General features: G+C 64.0%; 15 protein-coding genes and 1 tRNA gene. 6 read left to right on the top strand and 10 right to left on the bottom strand.

Translation table 11 applies throughout. The features are described 5' to 3' along the window. Nucleotides 1-134 precede the first annotated feature (134 nt). The 4 genes from J5X93_RS03805 to J5X93_RS03790 all read left to right on the top strand — a co-directional run bounded on the left by J5X93_RS03805 (nt 135) and on the right by J5X93_RS03790 (nt 5152). Nucleotides 135-524 carry a YybH family protein gene (locus tag J5X93_RS03805; RefSeq protein ID WP_090345182.1) on the top strand — a complete coding sequence of 130 codons (390 nt, stop codon included), beginning with the start codon at nt 135-137 and terminating at the stop codon, nt 522-524. An 89-nt stretch (nt 525-613) separates the two neighbouring features. After that, complete coding sequence (locus J5X93_RS03800; protein ID WP_090345181.1) at nt 614-2113, top strand: purine-cytosine permease family protein; 1500 nt, start codon at nt 614-616, stop codon at nt 2111-2113. A 13-nt stretch (nt 2114-2126) separates the two neighbouring features. Further along, entirely contained in the window at nt 2127-3557 is a 1431-nt protein-coding gene (locus tag J5X93_RS03795; protein WP_102081203.1) for an aldehyde dehydrogenase family protein, read from the top strand. Between the two features lie 377 nt (nt 3558-3934). Continuing rightward, entirely contained in the window at nt 3935-5152 is a 1218-nt protein-coding gene (locus J5X93_RS03790; protein ID WP_090345177.1) for a DUF3422 domain-containing protein, read from the top strand. A gap of 130 nt (nt 5153-5282) precedes the next feature. On the opposite strand, the gene J5X93_RS03785 is transcribed toward J5X93_RS03790, so the two are convergent. From J5X93_RS03785 to J5X93_RS03765, 5 genes are all read right to left on the bottom strand, one after another. Next, nucleotides 5283-7676: a DUF3772 domain-containing protein gene (locus J5X93_RS03785; protein ID WP_043208504.1), complete on the bottom strand. Its 2394-nt coding sequence runs from the start codon at nt 7674-7676 to the stop codon at nt 5283-5285. A 56-nt stretch (nt 7677-7732) separates the two neighbouring features. Further along, complete coding sequence (gene ada, locus J5X93_RS03780) at nt 7733-8800, bottom strand: bifunctional DNA-binding transcriptional regulator/O6-methylguanine-DNA methyltransferase Ada (RefSeq protein ID WP_182817152.1); 1068 nt, start codon at nt 8798-8800, stop codon at nt 7733-7735. A 91-nt stretch (nt 8801-8891) separates the two neighbouring features. Then, nucleotides 8892-9518 carry a DNA-3-methyladenine glycosylase family protein gene (locus tag J5X93_RS03775; RefSeq protein WP_043208497.1) on the bottom strand — a complete coding sequence of 209 codons (627 nt, stop codon included), beginning with the start codon at nt 9516-9518 and terminating at the stop codon, nt 8892-8894. Nucleotides 9519-9680: 162 nt separating this feature from the next. Continuing rightward, the gene (locus tag J5X93_RS03770; RefSeq protein ID WP_043208496.1) at nt 9681-10841 is read right to left on the bottom strand and encodes an MFS transporter; all 1161 of its coding nucleotides are present in this window, start codon (nt 10839-10841) and stop codon (nt 9681-9683) included. A 356-nt stretch (nt 10842-11197) separates the two neighbouring features. Continuing rightward, complete coding sequence (locus J5X93_RS03765; RefSeq protein ID WP_043208494.1) at nt 11198-12412, bottom strand: MFS transporter; 1215 nt, start codon at nt 12410-12412, stop codon at nt 11198-11200. Between the two features lie 305 nt (nt 12413-12717). Between J5X93_RS03765 and J5X93_RS03760 the strand changes: the two genes are divergently transcribed. Beyond that, nucleotides 12718-12794, top strand: a tRNA-Met gene (locus tag J5X93_RS03760). A 70-nt stretch (nt 12795-12864) separates the two neighbouring features. On the opposite strand, the gene J5X93_RS03755 is transcribed toward J5X93_RS03760, so the two are convergent. Next, complete coding sequence (locus J5X93_RS03755) at nt 12865-13482, bottom strand: LysE family translocator (protein WP_043208491.1); 618 nt, start codon at nt 13480-13482, stop codon at nt 12865-12867. A 197-nt stretch (nt 13483-13679) separates the two neighbouring features. Between J5X93_RS03755 and J5X93_RS03750 the strand changes: the two genes are divergently transcribed. Further along, a complete protein-coding gene (locus J5X93_RS03750) occupies nt 13680-14573 on the top strand; it encodes a LysR substrate-binding domain-containing protein (RefSeq protein ID WP_250034445.1) in 894 nt (297 codons plus the stop codon). Here J5X93_RS03750 and J5X93_RS03745 read toward each other — a convergent pair. The 4 genes from J5X93_RS03745 to J5X93_RS03730 all read right to left on the bottom strand — a co-directional run bounded on the left by J5X93_RS03745 (nt 14537) and on the right by J5X93_RS03730 (nt 17117). Beyond that, on the bottom strand, nt 14537-15112 hold the full coding sequence (locus J5X93_RS03745; RefSeq protein ID WP_250034876.1) for a D-Ala-D-Ala carboxypeptidase family metallohydrolase: 576 nt from the start codon (nt 15110-15112) through the stop codon (nt 14537-14539). The genes J5X93_RS03750 and J5X93_RS03745 overlap by 37 nt on opposite strands. Before the next feature lie 73 nt (nt 15113-15185). After that, nucleotides 15186-15824: a carbonate dehydratase gene (can, locus tag J5X93_RS03740; RefSeq protein WP_070576852.1), complete on the bottom strand. Its 639-nt coding sequence runs from the start codon at nt 15822-15824 to the stop codon at nt 15186-15188. 52 nt (nt 15825-15876) lie between these two features. Beyond that, nucleotides 15877-16332: a ribosomal protein S18-alanine N-acetyltransferase gene (rimI, locus tag J5X93_RS03735; RefSeq protein WP_043208488.1), complete on the bottom strand. Its 456-nt coding sequence runs from the start codon at nt 16330-16332 to the stop codon at nt 15877-15879. Then, on the bottom strand, nt 16329-17117 hold the full coding sequence (locus tag J5X93_RS03730) for an energy transducer TonB (RefSeq protein ID WP_102081248.1): 789 nt from the start codon (nt 17115-17117) through the stop codon (nt 16329-16331). Before J5X93_RS03730 ends, rimI begins: the two co-directional genes overlap by 4 nt. Nucleotides 17118-17201 lie beyond the last annotated feature (84 nt).

Genomic DNA, 17201 nt, shown 5'->3' with positions numbered 1-17201 from the left:
TCACAACGGCCGCCCCCTTGGATGACTTGGTTCACAAATTCCTGAACTGATTATTTATCCCCAGCGATTTTTCCCCCCGCCAAGGCTCACCAGAATCGCTGCACCACAATCACAATAACCGTGAGGCCACTGCTGTGGACCAGACCCTCCAAGTACGCCAGGCCGCCGCCGACCTCGTCGCCGCTTTCGCCAGCAACGATACCGCCCGCTATTTCGCCTGTTTCAGCGAAGACGCCACCTTCCTCTTCCATACCCTGGCGCAGCCGCTGCTGTCGCGCCGGGCCTATGAGCACCTGTGGGCCCAATGGCAAGCCGAAGGCTTCGCCGTGCTGGCGTGTCAGTCCAGCAATCAGCACGTGAGCCTGCAGGGCGACGTAGCGATCTTCATGCACGATGTGGCCACCCGCATCCGCATCGCAGGCCAGGAGCACTCGCTCGCCGAACGCGAAACCATCGTCTTCCGCCGCCAGGACGAAGGCTGGCTGGCCTGCCACGAGCACCTGTCGGTCGTCTCCGACGCCTGACCTTTTCCGCGGCCTTGCCGCACTGCCAACGCAACCACAATAGGGTCGCGCCCCGCGACGACCTACAACATGCGCGCTGGAGCCTTGCCATGAGTCAATCGACCGGTATCGAGACCAACGGCGTCGAACAGATCCCCGACGATCAACGCGACGCCTCCCCGCTGGACCTGTTCCGCCTGATATTCGGCGGTGCCAATACCTTCGCCACCGCGGTGCTGGGCAGCTTCCCGGTGCTGTTCGGCCTGTCGTTCCAGGCCGGTGTCTGGGCGATCCTGCTCGGCGTCGGGGTCGGCGCCCTGATCCTCGCGCCCATGGGCCTGTTCGGCGCGCTCAACGGCACCAACAACGCGGTGTCGTCAGGTGCGCACTTCGGCGTGCATGGGCGCATCGTCGGCTCGTTCCTGTCGCTGCTCACCGCTGTAGCGTTCTTTTCCCTGTCGGTGTGGAGCTCGGGCGACGCCTTGGTCGGCGGCGCCAAGCGCCTGGTCGGGGTGCCGGAAACCGACCTGACCCTGGGCCTGGCCTATGGCCTGTTCGCGGTGCTGGTATTGGTGGTGTGCATCTTTGGCTTCCGCTTCATGCTGTGGGTCAACAAGATCGCGGTATGGGCGTCGAGCCTGCTGTTCCTGCTAGGCATCCTCGCCTTCGCCGGCCCCTTCGACCTCAACTTCGCTGGCAGCGTCAATCTCGGTCAGCCAGGCTTCTGGGCGGCATTCGTGGGCGCGGCGATACTGGCGATGAGCAATCCGGTCTCGTTCGGCGCTTTCCTTGGCGACTGGTCGCGCTACATCCCACGCCAGACGCCCAAGGCGCGCATCATGCTGGCGGTGATCGCTGCCCAGCTGGCGACGCTGATCCCGTTCCTGTTCGGCCTGTGCACCGCGACCCTGGTCGCCACCCAGGCACCGGACTACATCGCGGCCAACAACTATGTCGGCGGCCTGCTGGCGATCTCGCCGAGCTGGTTCTTCCTGCCGGTATGCCTGATCGCGGTGATCGGCGGCATGTCCACCGGCACCACAGCGCTGTACGGCACAGGTCTGGACATGTCCAGCGTCTTCCCGCGCCTGCTCAGCCGCGCCGGCGCCACCCTGCTGATCGGGGTCGCTGCCATCGCCTTCATCTTCATTGGCCGCTTCACCTTCAACCTGGTGCAGAGCGTGTCGACCTTCGCCGTGCTGATCATTACCTGCACCAGCCCCTGGATGGTGATCATGATCCTCGGCCTGATCACACGCCGCGGCTTCTACCACGCCGATGACCTGCAAGTGTTCACCCGGGGCCAACGCGGCGGCCATTACTGGTTCCTGCATGGCTGGAACTGGCGCGGCATGGGCGCCTGGATCCCCAGCGCGGCGGTGGGCCTATGCTTCGTCAACCTGCCCGGACAGTTCGTCGGCCCCCTGGGTGAACTGGCCGGCGGTATCGACCTGAGCTTGCCAGTCACCCTGGGCTTGGCGGGCGTGCTGTACCTGATCCTGCTCAATCTGTTCCCTGAACCTGCCGGCGTCTATGGCCCGAACGGCCCGCGCTGGGTGCGCTGCAAAAGCGCGCCGCGCACGCCGGTAACCTCCGCCGAAATCGCCTGACTGGAATCCGATCATGACCGCACCTCACTACATCGATGGCCACTGGGTCGAAGGCCAAGGCAACGACTGCATCGTCGTGCATGACCCTTCGCTGGGCCAGCCGTTCGCCGAACTGATGTCGGCCAGCGCTGCTCAGGTCGACCAAGCCGTGGCCGCCGCCCGCCGCGCCCTGCCTGCCTGGAAAACCACCAGCCCGGCCACCCGCGCCGCACTGTTGCGTGGCTTCGCCGATCAACTCGGCCAACGCCGCGAGGCGTTGATCACTCTGCAGATGCGCAACAACGGCAAGCCGCGCCACGAAGCCGAGATCGACCTGGACGATGCCATCGCCACTTTCGGCTACTACGCAGACCTTGCCGAGCAACTGCCCGAGAAGAACCGCGTCGTGCCCCTGGCCGCCCCAGGCTTCACCGCCCGCACCCGCCTGGAGCCGGTAGGCGTGGTCGGCCTGATCGTGCCGTGGAACTTCCCTCTGGTGACCAGCGCCTGGAAACTCGCCCCAGCGCTGGCCGCAGGCTGCACCGTGGTGCTCAAACCCTCGGAAGTCACCCCGCTGATCGAACAGGCCTACGGCCAGATTGCCGAGGCCTTGAACCTGCCTGCCGGTGTGCTGAACATCGTCAACGGCAAGGCCGAGACCGGCGCCGCCCTGAGTGGCCACAACGGCCTGGACAAGCTGTCGTTCACCGGCAGCAATGGCGTCGGCAGCCAAGTGATGCGCGCCGCCGCAGCCCAATGCCGGCCGGTGACCCTGGAGCTTGGGGGCAAGTCGGCGATCGTGGTGTTCGATGACTGTGACGTGGACCAAGCAGTGGAGTGGATCGTCGCAGGCATCACCTGGAACGCCGGCCAGATGTGCTCGGCCACCTCCCGCCTGCTCGTGCAGGACGGCATCGCCGATGCTCTGCTGCCACGTCTGCAGGCAGCCTTGGAGCAGATGCAGGTGGGCAATCCGCTGACCGAGGAGGTGGCCATGGGCCCACTGACCAGCCAGGCGCAATGGCTGAAGGTCGCCGGCTACTTCGCCACCGCGCGCGAAGAAGGCCTGCACTGCCTGACCGGCGGCCAGGTACTGGACCGTGACGGCTGGTTCGTCAGCCCCACCCTGTACGTGGACGTGCCCGAATCCAGCCGCCTGTGGAGCGAGGAAATCTTCGGCCCGGTGCTTTGCGCCCGCCGCTTCGCCACTGAAGACCAAGCCATCGCCCAGGCCAACGACAGCCGCTTCGGCCTGGTCGCCACGGTCTGCAGCGCCGACCTCGAACGCGCCGAACGTGTGGCCGATGCGCTGGAGGTCGGGCACGTGTGGATCAACTCGGTCCAGGCGGTATTCGTCGAGACGTCCTGGGGCGGAACCAAGGGCAGCGGCATCGGCCGTGAACTCGGGCCGTGGGGCTTGTCGGCGTATCAGTCGGTCAAGCATGTGACGCGTTGCCTGGGCTGATAGCCGGAGACGAAAAGCCCCTTGCTGACGGCTGTCACAAGGGGCTTTCACAAATAAGGCACTGGCTACCGAAGCGCCAGCATCATCGTCTTGGGTGACAGATCAGGACAGTGCCTGAACCCCGCATATTGTGCGTAGAACTGCTCAAGCCGCTCGGTACGCGGATGAACGACAGACGCAACGCAACCCACTCTTTCAGACGCGACCAGAGCTCGTTCGATTGCATCCTGCAAGCGATCGGTCGCCACAATGACGTTAAGCAGCGAGCGGGTCCCACAACCCGCCGGCACATTTCTGTGCCTCTGGTGACTTTTATCTAAAATGAAAGAGTCCCACCCCTGGTAGCCCAACAATCACAACACCAGGCCAGACCTCCCATGCACCCGCAACGCACCGCCCTGCACAACGAACTGCACGCCCGACCTTCGCTGTATTTCAACGAGCCTGCCCATGTCCATCACCTGGCACTGCTGGGCGATGAGGCCGACTGCCGGGCCTTGCTGCAGCGCTGTTGCCCGGATGCACTCGACACCGAGGCCGCCCAAGGCATCACCCGGCTGGAGGGCCATCCGTTCAAATGGGAGCGCCACGCCGAGTTCTTCACCCTGACGCTGGTGGTGCCCTGCGCCGCCCACGATGCCGGCTGGCAGGGGCTGCCCCAGGTCCTGGCCGAGGCCGTCGCGCCGCAGGCGGCGCAAGTGATCAATGCCGTACAGGTGCTGGTGCGTGGCGAGCAGGACCTGGACCTGACACGGTACGGTTTCAAGGACCCCTGCGGCTCCTGCGTCGGGGGCGGTGATGCGGTGGTGTGGAGCGATTTTCGCCTGACCGAAGACGGCACCAACCGCCTGCTGTTCGTCAACCGGCGGCTCAATGCCTACCGCCAAGGTCGCATGATCCGGCGCCTGCTGGAGATCGAGACCTACCGTATGATGGCTTCGCTGACACTCACCACGGCCAAGACGTTGAGCCAGGAGCTCGATGCCTTTGACCGGACCCTGGTGAGCCTCTCCGAACGCAGTGCCAGCGTCGACGGCCAGGACTCCAAAGCCCTGCTCGAAGCCATTGCCCACCTCTCGCGCCAGGTGGTCAGCCGCACGGTCAAGACCCGTCATCGCTTCGGCGCGACCCAGGCCTATGCACAGCTGGTGTTCGAGCGCCTGGGGGAGCTGCGCGAAAGCCATGTGGGCGACTGCCAGCGTCTAGGGGTGTTCATCGAGCGGCGTTTCAAGCCGACCGTGCGTTACTGCGCGGCCACCGAGCAACGCCTGGAACAATTGGCCAAGAACGTGGCCAACCTGGGCGACCTACTGCAGGCCCGGGTGCAAGTGGAGATGGAAGAACAGAACGCCGAGATCCTGCGCAGCCTCAATGCCCGCGCTGACGCCCAGGTGAAGATCCAGCGGGCCGTGGAAGGGCTGTCGATCATCGCCATCACCTACTACCTGTTGAACCTGTTCAAGCTGCTGTATGGCGGGCTGAACGTGCTGGGGGCTGGGCTGACGGCGCGCGAGGCGTTGCTGGGAATGGCGGTGCCGGTGATTCTGCTGCTGGGGATGATCCTGTTGCGGATCCGGCGGGCGAAGCAGCATTGAGCCTGATGGTGCTTACGCCTCTATTCCACGAACACCGACAACGCCGGTCTGAACGACCGAGCCGTCGGCTTCGCGGGCAACTCCAGGATTTACGCTTCGCTCAAAAGCACCGGGGTGCCCGCGATGGGCCTCACACAGCTCCGTCCGCTGGCCGTGCATTGTCCTGCAACAGCACCATGCTCTGCGGCGACGACAGTGCGATGCCCTCGTCGCGCAGACGCCCCAGCACCGTGAACAACAGGTCGCTGCGCGCGCCCGACACCTGGCGGGGGCTGGCCACATAGCCGCTGACGCTGAGCACCATACCGCTGGTGGTGAGGTCCTTGAAGGTCACCGACGAGGCCGGCGCATCGAGGATCGACTCATGTTCGCGGAAGGCCGTCAGCAGCAGTTCGCGCACTTTGTTCGCATCGGTTTCCAGCGGCAAGGTCAGGGTGATGCCGACCACACCCAGGGCATTGCCCATGGTGACGTTGCGCACGTTCTGCGAAATGAACTGGGAGTTGGGCACGATCACCGTGGAGCGGTCTGACATCTGGATTTCCGTGGCTCGCACGTTGATCCGGCGGATATCCCCTTCCACACCGGCCAGGCTCACCCAGTCACCTACTTTGACCGGACGCTCAGTGAGCAGGATCAAGCCGGAGATGAAGTTCTGCACGATCTGCTGCAAGCCAAAACCGATACCCACCGACAGGGCACTGACTACCCAGGTGAGGCTGGTGAGGTTGATGCGCAGGGTCGTCATCACCAGCATGGCCAGGAACAGGAAGCCCAGGTAGCCGACCAAGGTCACCAGGGAGGCACGCATGCCGGCATCCATGTCCGTCTCCGGCAGCAGGCGCTCGCTCAGCCAGCGCTTGACCACACGAATGGCGAACAGACCGCCCAGGAACATGGCCACGGCCAGCAGGATGTCCTGGGGCACGATGTTCAGGTTGCCCAGCAGCTTGCCGCCGGTGTCATCCCAGTCCGCCAGGCTCTGCAGCAGCTCGCCCGGGCTGGTGCCCGACGGCATGAGCACCAGCAGGCCGGCGACAAACAACAAGAAGGTGCGGCCGATCCCTGCCAGGATCGTGCTGGCCTGGGCCTGGTGGCGCTGCTGCAGCCCCAGCGCAGCGGCCAGGGCCAGGCCACCAGGCTGGCGTGGCGAGAGCAAGGTTTCGCACAGATCGCCAAACACCGTGACCAGCAGGTAGGCGCAGGTGCCCACCACGCTGACCCAAAGCAGCTTGGCGGTGAGGAAATAAGCCAGGGTCAGGTAACCGGTGAGCAGCGCCAGCAGGACCAACGCGACCCACACCACGATCACGAACGGGATCAGCCCCGCAAGCCCAGGTGCCCGTTCCAGCTGATGCTGCTTGCGGGCACGACGATAGCGCACCAGCGCTGCGACGAAGATCAGCGACACCACCAGCGCGGTCAGGCCATTGGTGGCCACGGTGAGCGCGAGGCTGGTACCGATCACGCTGTTGATGCGCTCCTGGGTCAGCAGCACCATCAACGCCAGCGCCAGGAGCTTGGGGAACCAGCCGAGGGCGCTGGCCACTTCATCCGGAATCGGCGGCAGTCGCCAGGACGGACGCTGGAGCATCAGCATGGCGCGGCCAAGGCCAGCAATGAAGGCACTGAACACCACCAGCGCCAGAATGTGGTTGGTCAAGCTGGCAATGTCATTGCCCAGCTCGGCGCTGTTCTCCAGGCCCCAACGCACCAACGACACCGAGCCGCCGATGGTGCTCAAGGTCGCCAGACTGACACTCAAGGCCAAGGCGCTGCGACGCAGGCGGCCCTCGGGCAACCAGCGGACCATGGCATTGGCCAGCAAGCGCTCGAGCAAGCGGCGTACCCAGGTCCAGACCAACAGCGCGGCCGCCAGGCTGCCAATGAACAACCAGCGGTGATCGGCACTGAAGGCGCTGGCCACAGCGTCAGTCGCCTCGCCACGCAGATCGCGCAGGCGGGCGACATCTTCGTCGGTCGGCCGGATCAGGCTCGACCAGAACGCCGGACTCAAGGGGCTGGCAGCACGGGTGGTGACCTGGGAGTTGAACTGGCTGCGGCGCAGGTTGACGATCTGCGTAGCCAGGTCGCGCGCCGACTGGGTCAGCTTGATGGCCTGCTGTTGCTCGGCCAGCACCTGCTTTTTCTCGTCACTGAGCTGCTTGCGCTGACGCGTGATGCTCTCGGCTTCATCCGGCAATACTGGGCCAAGGACCTTGAGCTGGTCGTCCAGACGCTCGACATCGGTCGTACGCTGGGCGCTCAAGGCGTCCGCTTGGCGCTGCACCTGCAAGGCGGCCTGACGCAACTGTGACAGCAAGTCATCGTTGGCTTCGCTGGTCAGTTCCTGGCGAACCTGATCAAGCCGATCGGTCAGTTGCTTCAGGCTGGCGTTTTCGTCCAGCACCGGCAGTTCGTCCAGGCTCAGCGGCCCGACGGATGCCGACCAGGCCGGTGTCGCCACCCACAGCAACAAGGCGAGGATTCCCACGTAAAAACGGCAATGGCTGAGTCGCCCCATCGAATTCCCCTATTTACAAGCTCGATTGGGCGGGAATTCTACGCTGCTCCTGATGATCACGTGAGTGCCGTTTCTCGCTCCAGCAATTGCCGCTTGCGCTCGACACCCCACCGGTAGCCACTGAGGTCGCCATCGCGGCGCACCACCCGATGGCAGGGGATCGCCACGGCCAGGTGGTTGGCCGCGCAGGCCTGGGCCACCGCACGCACGGCCTTGGGCGCGCCGATGCGCTGGGCGATGTCGGTATAGCTGACCCGGCTGCCCAGCGGCACCTCACGCAGCGCCTGCCAGACCCGCTCCTGAAAGGCCGTGCCCTGCACATCCAGCGGCAAGGCCAGCCCTAGTGCCGGCTGCTCGACAAAGCCCACCACCACCGCAACCAATTGCTCGAAGCCGGCATCACCGCCGATCAACTGCGCATTGCGAAATTGATCCTGCAACTCGCGCAACAGCTGCTCCGGGTCGTCGCCCAACAGAATGGCGCAGATGCCGCGCTCGCTCTGGGCCACCAGGATCGCCCCCAGAGAACATTGGCCAATGGCGAATCGGATCCTCGCCCCCGCCCCGCCGGCGCGGTACTCGCGCGGGCGCATGCCCAGGCGTTGGCCTGCGCTTTCATAGAATCGGCTGTTGGAGTTGTAACCGGCGTCATAGATCGCGTCGGTCACGGAACTGCCTTGATCATCGAGCCGCTCGCGCAGGCGACGGGCGCGGAAGGCCGAGGCGTAGGCCTTGGGCGTAAGGCCGGTTTCAGCCTTGAACAGGCGATGCAGGTGGAACGGGCTCAGTGCCAGTTGCTCACCCAGTTGCTCGAGGTTGGGTGCGGTGTCGCTGGCCTCGATCAAGCGACAGGCACGAGCAACCAGCTCAGTGCGTCGCGCAACCTGCTCGGCCTTGGCCTCGGTGCAGCGTCGGCAAGCACGATAACCGGCCGCCTCGGCAGCCCCGCCATCGGCGAAGAACTCGACGTTCTCGCGCTTGGCCAGCCGCGACTTGCAACCCGGTTGGCAATAGACCCCCGTGGTGCGCACGGCATAGACGAAATGACCGCAGGCCGCAGCGTCGCGCGCCTGCACAGCGTGCCAGCGGTCGGTATCGGTGAGGTAAGTCGAGGCAGGCTTCATGGGCATCTCCTGGCTGCGGATGGTTCAAGCCTGACAGGGTGCTTGGAGCGTGGCACTCCGATTCTTGCCGAGCAATCTGTGCGTCATCGGTTCAAGCCCGCCACAGATACCAGGACGCCACCGTCCGATACGGGCTCCATACCCCACCCAACGAACGCAACTGCGCGGGGGTCGGGGCCTTGTCCATGCCCTTGAGCCGCCGGTAACCCTCCCGTACGCCGAAGTCGTCCACCGGCAGGATGTCAGAGCGCTCCAGGCAATAGATCAGGAGCATCTCCACCGTCCAACGGCCAACACCGCGCAGGCTGACCAACCGTTCGATCAGTGCGTCATCGGTCAAGGTCATGGCCTGCTCGCGGCTGGGCACGATACCGTCCAGGCGCGCCTGGGCGATACCCTGCACGGTCGCCAGCTTGCTCGCAGAAAAGCCACAGCCGCGCAGCACCTCAGGCGGTGTCGCCAACAGCTGCTCAGGTTCGGGGAATGCGGCATCAGGAAACAAGGCCAGCATCCGCGCCAGGATCGCCTCGGCTGCCCTGGCATGCAGTTGCTGATAGGCCACCGCCCGCACCAGCGCTTCGAAGGGTTCACGCTCGGGCGCAGCGCTGTGCAGGCAAGGGCCGATGGTGTCGATATGCCGGGCCCAGTCCGGGTCCAGAGCGGCCAGATAATCCGTGGCTTCACGGTAGGCCGCGGGCGAGAGGTCGGCGTGGATCATGCGCAGTGCCCTCCAGGGAGCGGAAAACACCCAGCTTAGACCAATCGCTCACCGGCTAAACGACGGATCTTGCGCGGGTAATTCCGCTTTCAATGGTCTTGCTCCGTGGCGCCTTCTTCGCGAAATGCCTGCGAACAGACCGATATTGGCAGCGCCTTGGCGTCAGTCTGTCACAGCCCGCAGCCTGGCCGCCCGACGATACGACTGCCGGGCAAAGCACACGAACAGACCCGCCATCAGCGCCAGCGCCATCGGCAACCCATGGGGCGCCACATCCATCGCCGCGCCGCTGACCAGCGGCCCGACCAGGCTGCCGACACCCCATAGCAAGCCGACACTGGCGTTTGCGGTGACCAGGTCCTGGCCCTTGAAGCGCTGGCCGATCAGCACCAGCGCCAAGGTGTAGATGCCACCGGCCACTGCCCCCAGCAGCACCAGCATCGGCCAGAGCAACCAGGTTGCCTGCAACAGCCACGGCAGACCTATGCCGATCGACATCGCCACTACCCCGCACACCAAATGCAACCCGGTGCGCTCGACCCGGTCGGCCAGCCAGCCCAGGGGCAACTGGAAGATCATGTCGCCGGCGAACACCACCGTCACCATCAGCGCCGCTACGCCCACCGCAAAGCCATGACTGCTGGCGTACACCGGCAGCAACGACAGCACCACGGCATCGAAGAAGGAAAAGAACAACACCGCCACGCACAGCGCTGGTGCCACGCGGAAGAAGCCGGCGAGGGTGAAACTCTTTTCGCCCTCCTCGCCGTGTTCCACATGATCCTTGGGCACCGTCAGCAGGATGCACAACAGGGCCAGGCCGTAACAGGCCGTCACCACGCCGGTGACCCAGGGGCTATTGGCACCGACCAGCGCCAGCATCGCCGGGCCCAGCACCTGGAAGCCGGTGAAGCTGGTGGCGTACAGCGCCATGATCTTGCCGCGGTTGTGATCCGGGCACAGCTCGTTGACCCAAGATTCACCCAGGATGATCGCGATTCCCATGCCAACCCCCAACGCCAGGCGCAGCAGGGCCAGGTACCAGATCGAGGCGAACGACCACTCCAGCAAGGCGATGCTCAGGGTGCACAGGCTAAAGCAGAACAGGTAGATGGTGCGCCGGGTCAGGTGCCGGCAGCAGGCATCGACCATGAACGCCGAGAGCATCATTCCTGCCGCCGGAATGGCCGAGATGATGCCAATTTCAAGGGTGCTGGCCCCCGCCTCGTGAAGGCGTAACGACACCAGCGGCAGGCTCGCTCCGAGGCTGAAGCCCACCACTGACACGGCGAACAACAGGCCCGCCAGTAAACGCATGTTCATGTACCACTCCTTGCGCGCCGCCAGGCAGCCCCCATGGGGGCCCGGTCGGCTGGAAAAATCACTGAAAACAGATGCAAGCGCAGACGCGCACCGCAAAGGCGCGGCGCAGGTAAGCGCGGATCAGATCAGGGCAAGGTGTGGCGAGAAAGTGAAGGCGAACAGCACGCTGCGTCGACGCTTGAGCACCGTGTCGCTCGGCCACGTGCGACGTGCAGCCTGGAAAGCAGGCTGGCGAACAAGGCGAGAACTCAGGGAACAGCGCATTGCATCGACTACGTGGAAAGAAAAGAGCCGGCACTCTAGGCCAACGGCCGCCGACTCGTCAATCTCGGGACCGCCAGGCGGTCCCAACGACATCAGCGCTTGCTGGTGGACGGCAAGAACACCGCCAGCAGGCCGAACAACGGCAGGTACGAACACAACCCGTACACGTACTCGATTCCCCGCAAGTCAGCCAGATACCCGAGCAACGCCGCCCCAATGCCCCCGAACCCGAACATCAGGCCAAAGAAGATCCCGGCAATCATGCCGACACTCCCAGGCACCAGTTCCTGGGCGTACACCACGATCGCGGAGAAGGCCGACGCGAGGATGAAGCCGATCACGACACTGAGCACGGTGGTCCAGAACAGATCGGCATAGGGCAGCACCAGGGTGAATGGCGCCACGCCCAGGATGGAGAACCAAATCACCGCTTTGCGCCCGATGCGATCACCGATCGGCCCGCCAAAGAAGGTCCCGGCGGCCACTGCGCCGAGGAACAGGAACAGGTGCAACTGGGAGCTGGCCACCGACAGGTCGAACTTCTCGATCAGGTAGAAAGTGAAGTAACTGGTGAAGCTGGCCATGTAGAAGTACTTGGAGAACACCAACAGGCCCAGTACCACCAGCGCCAGGATCACTCGCTGGCGGGAGATGCCATGGCTGGCCTGTACGGCCTTGCGCGCCTTGAACTGGTTGAGGTGCCCGGTGTACCAGCGGCGCAGCAGCAAGGTCACGGCGAAGAAGAACAATCCGGCCAGTCCGAACCAGGCCACGTGGGTCTGGCCGAAGGGAATGACGATCGCCGCCGCCAGCAACGGGCCGAAGGCAGAGCCGGCATTGCCGCCAACCTGGAACGTCGACTGGGCCAGGCCAAACCGTCCGCCCGAGGCCAGACGGGCGATCCGCGAGGTTTCCGGATGGAAGGTCGACGAGCCGATGCCTACCAACGCCGAGGCCAGGAGAATCATCGGAAAGCTGCCGACGAACGCCAGCATCACTATCCCCACCAACGTGCACACCGTGCCCAGAGGCAACAGGTTCGGCGTCGGTCGCCGGTCGGTGAAAAAGCCCACCCAAGGTTGCAATAGCGAGGCAGTGACCTGGAAGGTCAGGGTGATCAGGCCGATCTGGGCAAAGCTCAGGTCATAGTTCGCCTTGAGCATGGGGTAGATGGCTGGCAACACCGACTGGATCAAGTCGTTGATCAGATGCGCCAAAGCGCAGAAGGCGATGATGCGCATCACCAGCGGGTTGGCTTGGGCCGTCGCGCTGGCGGCAGTGGAAGTCTGGGCGCTGCTGATGGCCATGGCAGGTATTCCGTCCGCGAATTTGGGATCCGATTATCCGGAAATAAGTAGATAGATAGCTACCTTTTTATATTGTCGCCACAATCTCTCCAGCGGCGCGTCAGTGATGACTTCACCATCGACACCCCATACAGCGCGCAGCACGCTTGGCTGGCGAACAGCATTAGCGCCTGGTCAAGGTGCTCGGCCATTGTCTGGTGATGCGCGGATTCAGGGCTTTCTGGCTAAGCGATTGAAAGCGCGTAAATTTTTTTTGAAATGAGTGTTGACACAATCGCGTTTCAGGCGAATAATGCGCGCCACTTGGCTACATAGCTCAGTCGGTTAGAGCACGGCATTCATAATGCCGGTGTCCGGGGTTCAAGTCCCTGTGTAGCCACCATATTGAAAAGGGCTTATCGAAAGATAAGCCCTTTTTCTTTGCCCGCGAAAAGTCGCGCCAGCTCTATCACTCATCGCACCCCCGCCGCCACCACCGCGACGCCCAGCCCGATCAAGGCTACGCCGATCACCCGATCGACCATCACCTGCCGCTCGATCATTGCCTTGCGCAATACCGCACTGGAAAAGAACACCGCCACCAGGCTGAACCACAGCCAATGGGCAAAGGACATGAACGCACCATAGACAAAGTCCAGGGCTAACGGGCTACCCGGTTGCACGACCTGGGTATAGGCGCTGACGACGAACAGCATGGTCTTGGGATTCAGCGCATTGGTCAGAAAGCCCGTGCGCAACGCCTGCAACGTGCTCGCCTGGCCGTCCTGCGCAAGGCCATCGAGGCAGATGCGTGAGGTGTTGGTCAGCGACTTGTAGCCCAGGTAGATCAGGTAGCCCGCCCCCACCACCTTCATCGCCATGAACAACACCGGGCTCTGGCTGATGATCACGGCAATACCCAGGACGGTGTACAGCACATGCACCTGCACCCCCAATGCGATGCCGATGGCAGCGGCAAGTCCTGCCTTGCGCCCTTGCGCATAACTGCTGCGGGTGACCATGGCGAAGTCAGCGCCCGGGCTGATGACAGCCAGCACAGTGAACAGGGCGACAGCGATCAGTTCATTCACAAAAAAACTCCTCGATAGGCGATGAAAATACACAGAAGCGCCAATTATCGAGGGCTTATCCACAGGCAAAAATCGATTTATAGTGCGACAAATCCGCTAGTTTCTTTCACGGATCTGAGAGCGAACTCGCTCTTGAAAACACAGGATTCCCTTCGCGGGCGAACCCACTCCCACAGGGCTGTCGCGCCGACACGATCATGAAAATGCCGCCACTTACCGCTTTTCGTTACTTCGACATCGCCGCCGAAACCGAAAGCTTCGTGCGCGCCGCCGAGCGCCTGCATGTGACCCATGGTGCGGTCAGTCGCCAGGTGCGACTGCTGGAGGAGAGCCTTGGCATCGAACTGTTCGAACGGCGCAACCGGGCGATCTTCCTCACCGCTGCCGGCCGGACACTGCACAGCACCACCCAATCGATCTTCGAACAACTGGAAGGCACGGTGCAGCGCCTGCAAACCCAGGAGCGCGATAACGTCCTGGTGTTGTCGTGCGAGCCGACCATCGCCATGCGCTGGTTGATTCCGCGCCTGCCCCGCTTCCACGCCACCCACCCTGACCTGCAACTGCACCTGGTGGCCGCTGGCGGCCCGCTGGATTTCGCACGAGCGGGTGTCGACCTGGCCCTGCGGCGTGACGACTTCCATTGGGACCGACAGCTGCACAGCTTGAAGATCTGCGACGAATGGATCGGCCCGGTCTGCCAACCCAACCTGGGAGGCAGCCTCGAAGGCCAACGGCTGCTGCACAGCGCCACCCGCCCCAACGCCTGGAGCACTTGGCTGCGCCTGGACGGTAGACAGGCCCGAGAGACCGAGCGTAGCGACTTCGAGCATTTCTATCTGTCGATACAGGCCGCCAGCGCGGGCCTGGGCCTGGCGATCGCTTCAGCCTTGATGGTTCGCGACGAGCTCGACAGCGGACAGCTTCAGGCGCCGTTTGGCTTCTTGCGTGATGGCTCTGCCTATCACCTGCTCAGCCCCCGCCCCTTGGAGGCCGGTGACAAGCGCCAGCGCTTCGCGACGTGGGTGGTTCAGGAGTGCCACAGCTGCCTGGCTCACTTGGGCTTGATACAGAACGACGAGCCCGAGTGACCGTCGCCACCCCAAGTCCGAAACCCTGCGGTATCCAGATGAATGCGCCCAGTCGGGTAGCGCCCCAGCCCCATGTTCCAGGCCTGGCCGTGCTGCTGCCAGAAGCGGCAAAGCGGATTGGGATCTGACCACGCCGGCAGCAGCACGTCGACCGCGAAAGCCCGCGTGTGAGCGCTATCCGGCGCGCCGCCCGCACAGGCGTTCAGGCGCGGATCGCGATAGGCCGAGACCACTTCGAACTGACGCAGGATGCCTTGTTCATCAAGGGTCTTGAGCAGCGCCAAGGTGGATCGCACCTGGGGCCATTGGGCGGCCGGCGGCACGGCGAAGGGCGAGGCCTGGCACAGGCGCCAGTCCGAGGCCGAGCGCAGCAGTTGATGGATCGGCACTACACCATAAAGGCGTGCATCCACCAGCATCTGGCGGAAGGCACGCGTCTCGTGGTCACCCGCCCATTGGGCGAACATCCACAGGTCTCGATCATCGGCGCGAGCATGGGCGCCCATCACCAGACTTGCCGCCAATGCCAGCAGCGTCATGCCTTTCATCTACCACTCCTGTGCTCGTCCCTACACCGAGTAAAGCACGGGCCCCGCGCTATTGAGACACGGGCTACTCAAGAGGCCGCAGGCGATATTGAGGCGGCAACTGGGCAAAGCCGCTGATGGTGGTGTCCAGGCTCTTCCAGCGACCATCCTTGATGCCATAGATACAGCCATGAATCGACAGCTCCTGTCCGCGATGCCAGGCGTTCTGCACGATGCTGGTATGAGCCACGTTGGCGACCTGCTGGATGACATTGAGCTCGCACAGCCGATCGACCCTGGCCTCTTCGCTCTCCAGCTTGGCCAGCTCGCCGCGCTTTTCGTAATACAGGTCGCGGATCGAGCGCAGCCAGCCATCGATCAGGCCCAGCTGGCGGTCCTGCATGGCCGCCCGCACCCCGCCGCAGCCGTAGTGGCCGGTGACCAGGATGTGCTTGACCTTGAGCACCTCGACCGCGTACTGGATCACCGACAGGCAGTTCAGGTCGGTGTGCAGCACCACGTTGGCGACATTGCGATGCACGAACAGATCGCCCGGCAGCATGCCAACAATCTCGTTGGCCGGCACGCGGGCATCGGAGCAGCCGATCCAGAGGAATTCGGGGGTTTGCTGGCGGGCCAGCTTGGCGAAGAAATCCGGGTCGCGCTGCTTGATCGCATCGGCCCAGCGCTCATTGTTGTCGATCAGTTCCTGCAGGTCATGCATGGTCGTTGCCTCATCAGGGTATGGCTGTGTGACACGACCTGCTCCTGCAAGGTCACTCTTCGAGCAGGGTGCAGGCCATCACCAGGGCGTCTTCGCGGCCGCCGGCGACCGGATAGTAGTCCCGGCGCCGGCCGATTTCGTTGAATCCGTAGCGCTCGTACAAACGATAGGCCGACTGGTTGCTGGCGCGCACCTCCAGGAAACATTCGCGACCATTGAGCTGATAGGCCCGCGCCATCAGGTGCTCGAGCAAGCGCAGGCCCAGGCCGCGTCCCTGGTTCTCGGGCTTGACGGTGATGTTGAGCAAGTGGGCTTCGTCGATGATCACGTTGATCACGCCATGCCCCACCTGCTGCTGCCCGTCGAACATCAGCCACACTTCGTAGGATTTGAGCGCATCCTGAAAGATCCCGCGGGTCCAGGGATGACTGAACGCGGCATATTCGATCTTAAGCACGGCATCCAGATCCGCCTCGGTCATTCGGCGGAAACTGATCGAGTCACTCATTCAACGCTCTTCCAGCGCGCCATCAGCCGGCGCATCGCTTGCCAGACGTCCGCCTTGCGTTGCGGCTCGTCCATCAACAGTTCAAGGCCCGGCAAGGCCCAGGCATCGCCCAGGCCCTCGACCTTCAGTTCTTGGTAGTAGGCCTCGCTGTCGGCTTGGCCGGCAAAGCGCACGGCTGGCAGGCCGACCAGCCACAGGCAGGTGCAGGGCGCCTCTTCCAAGCGAGCCTGAATGAACCCTTGGACGAAGTCGCGCGCAGCCTCTGGGCCTTGGTCCATGTTGCCGCGTACCAGCAGCGGCCAGCGCACCGGCTCGCCGATGATCTGCGGCGCATCGGGCAGGCCGGCGGCGCGCAGCATGTCCTTGAGCAGCAAGTAAGACGGGTCACGGCTCTGGAACGGCTGGCCGGTGGCCAGCTCCACCAACAGCAGGCAACTGCCGGCACGCAGCAATTGCAGGGCGAAACGCGGCGGCGGCACAGGCACTGGCCGGGGTGCCGGCGCCTGCTCCTCGACTTCGACCGGTTTGCTGGCGGGCTTGGGAGCGCTGCCAGGTCGGGGGATCTCGATCTTCGGTCGCTCCGCCGAGCGGGCCAGCGGCGCGGCTGGCGCCTGCTCGGACGATGGCACCGAGGCCCGCACGTCGATTTCGACGTCCTCGACCGGCGCCAAAGGCGCCAACAACTCCGGACGCGACGGTGCGGCGAACGGCAGTTCGGCGCGCGGCAGCCAATGCACCACTTGCATGGCGGATAGGTAGGCGCGGCGGCGGGGCTCGGTCAGCAAGGCACAGGCATCCGGGGAACGAAAACAGTCGGCCATTCTAACGCCGTTGCCCAGCAAGCGCCGCAACTGGTCGGCGGAAATTTG

Source organism: Pseudomonas sp. BYT-1 (assembly GCF_023611805.1).
GTDB lineage: Bacteria > Pseudomonadota > Gammaproteobacteria > Pseudomonadales > Pseudomonadaceae > Aquipseudomonas > Aquipseudomonas guariconensis.
This window is presented reverse-complemented; position numbering and strand designations above follow the sequence as displayed.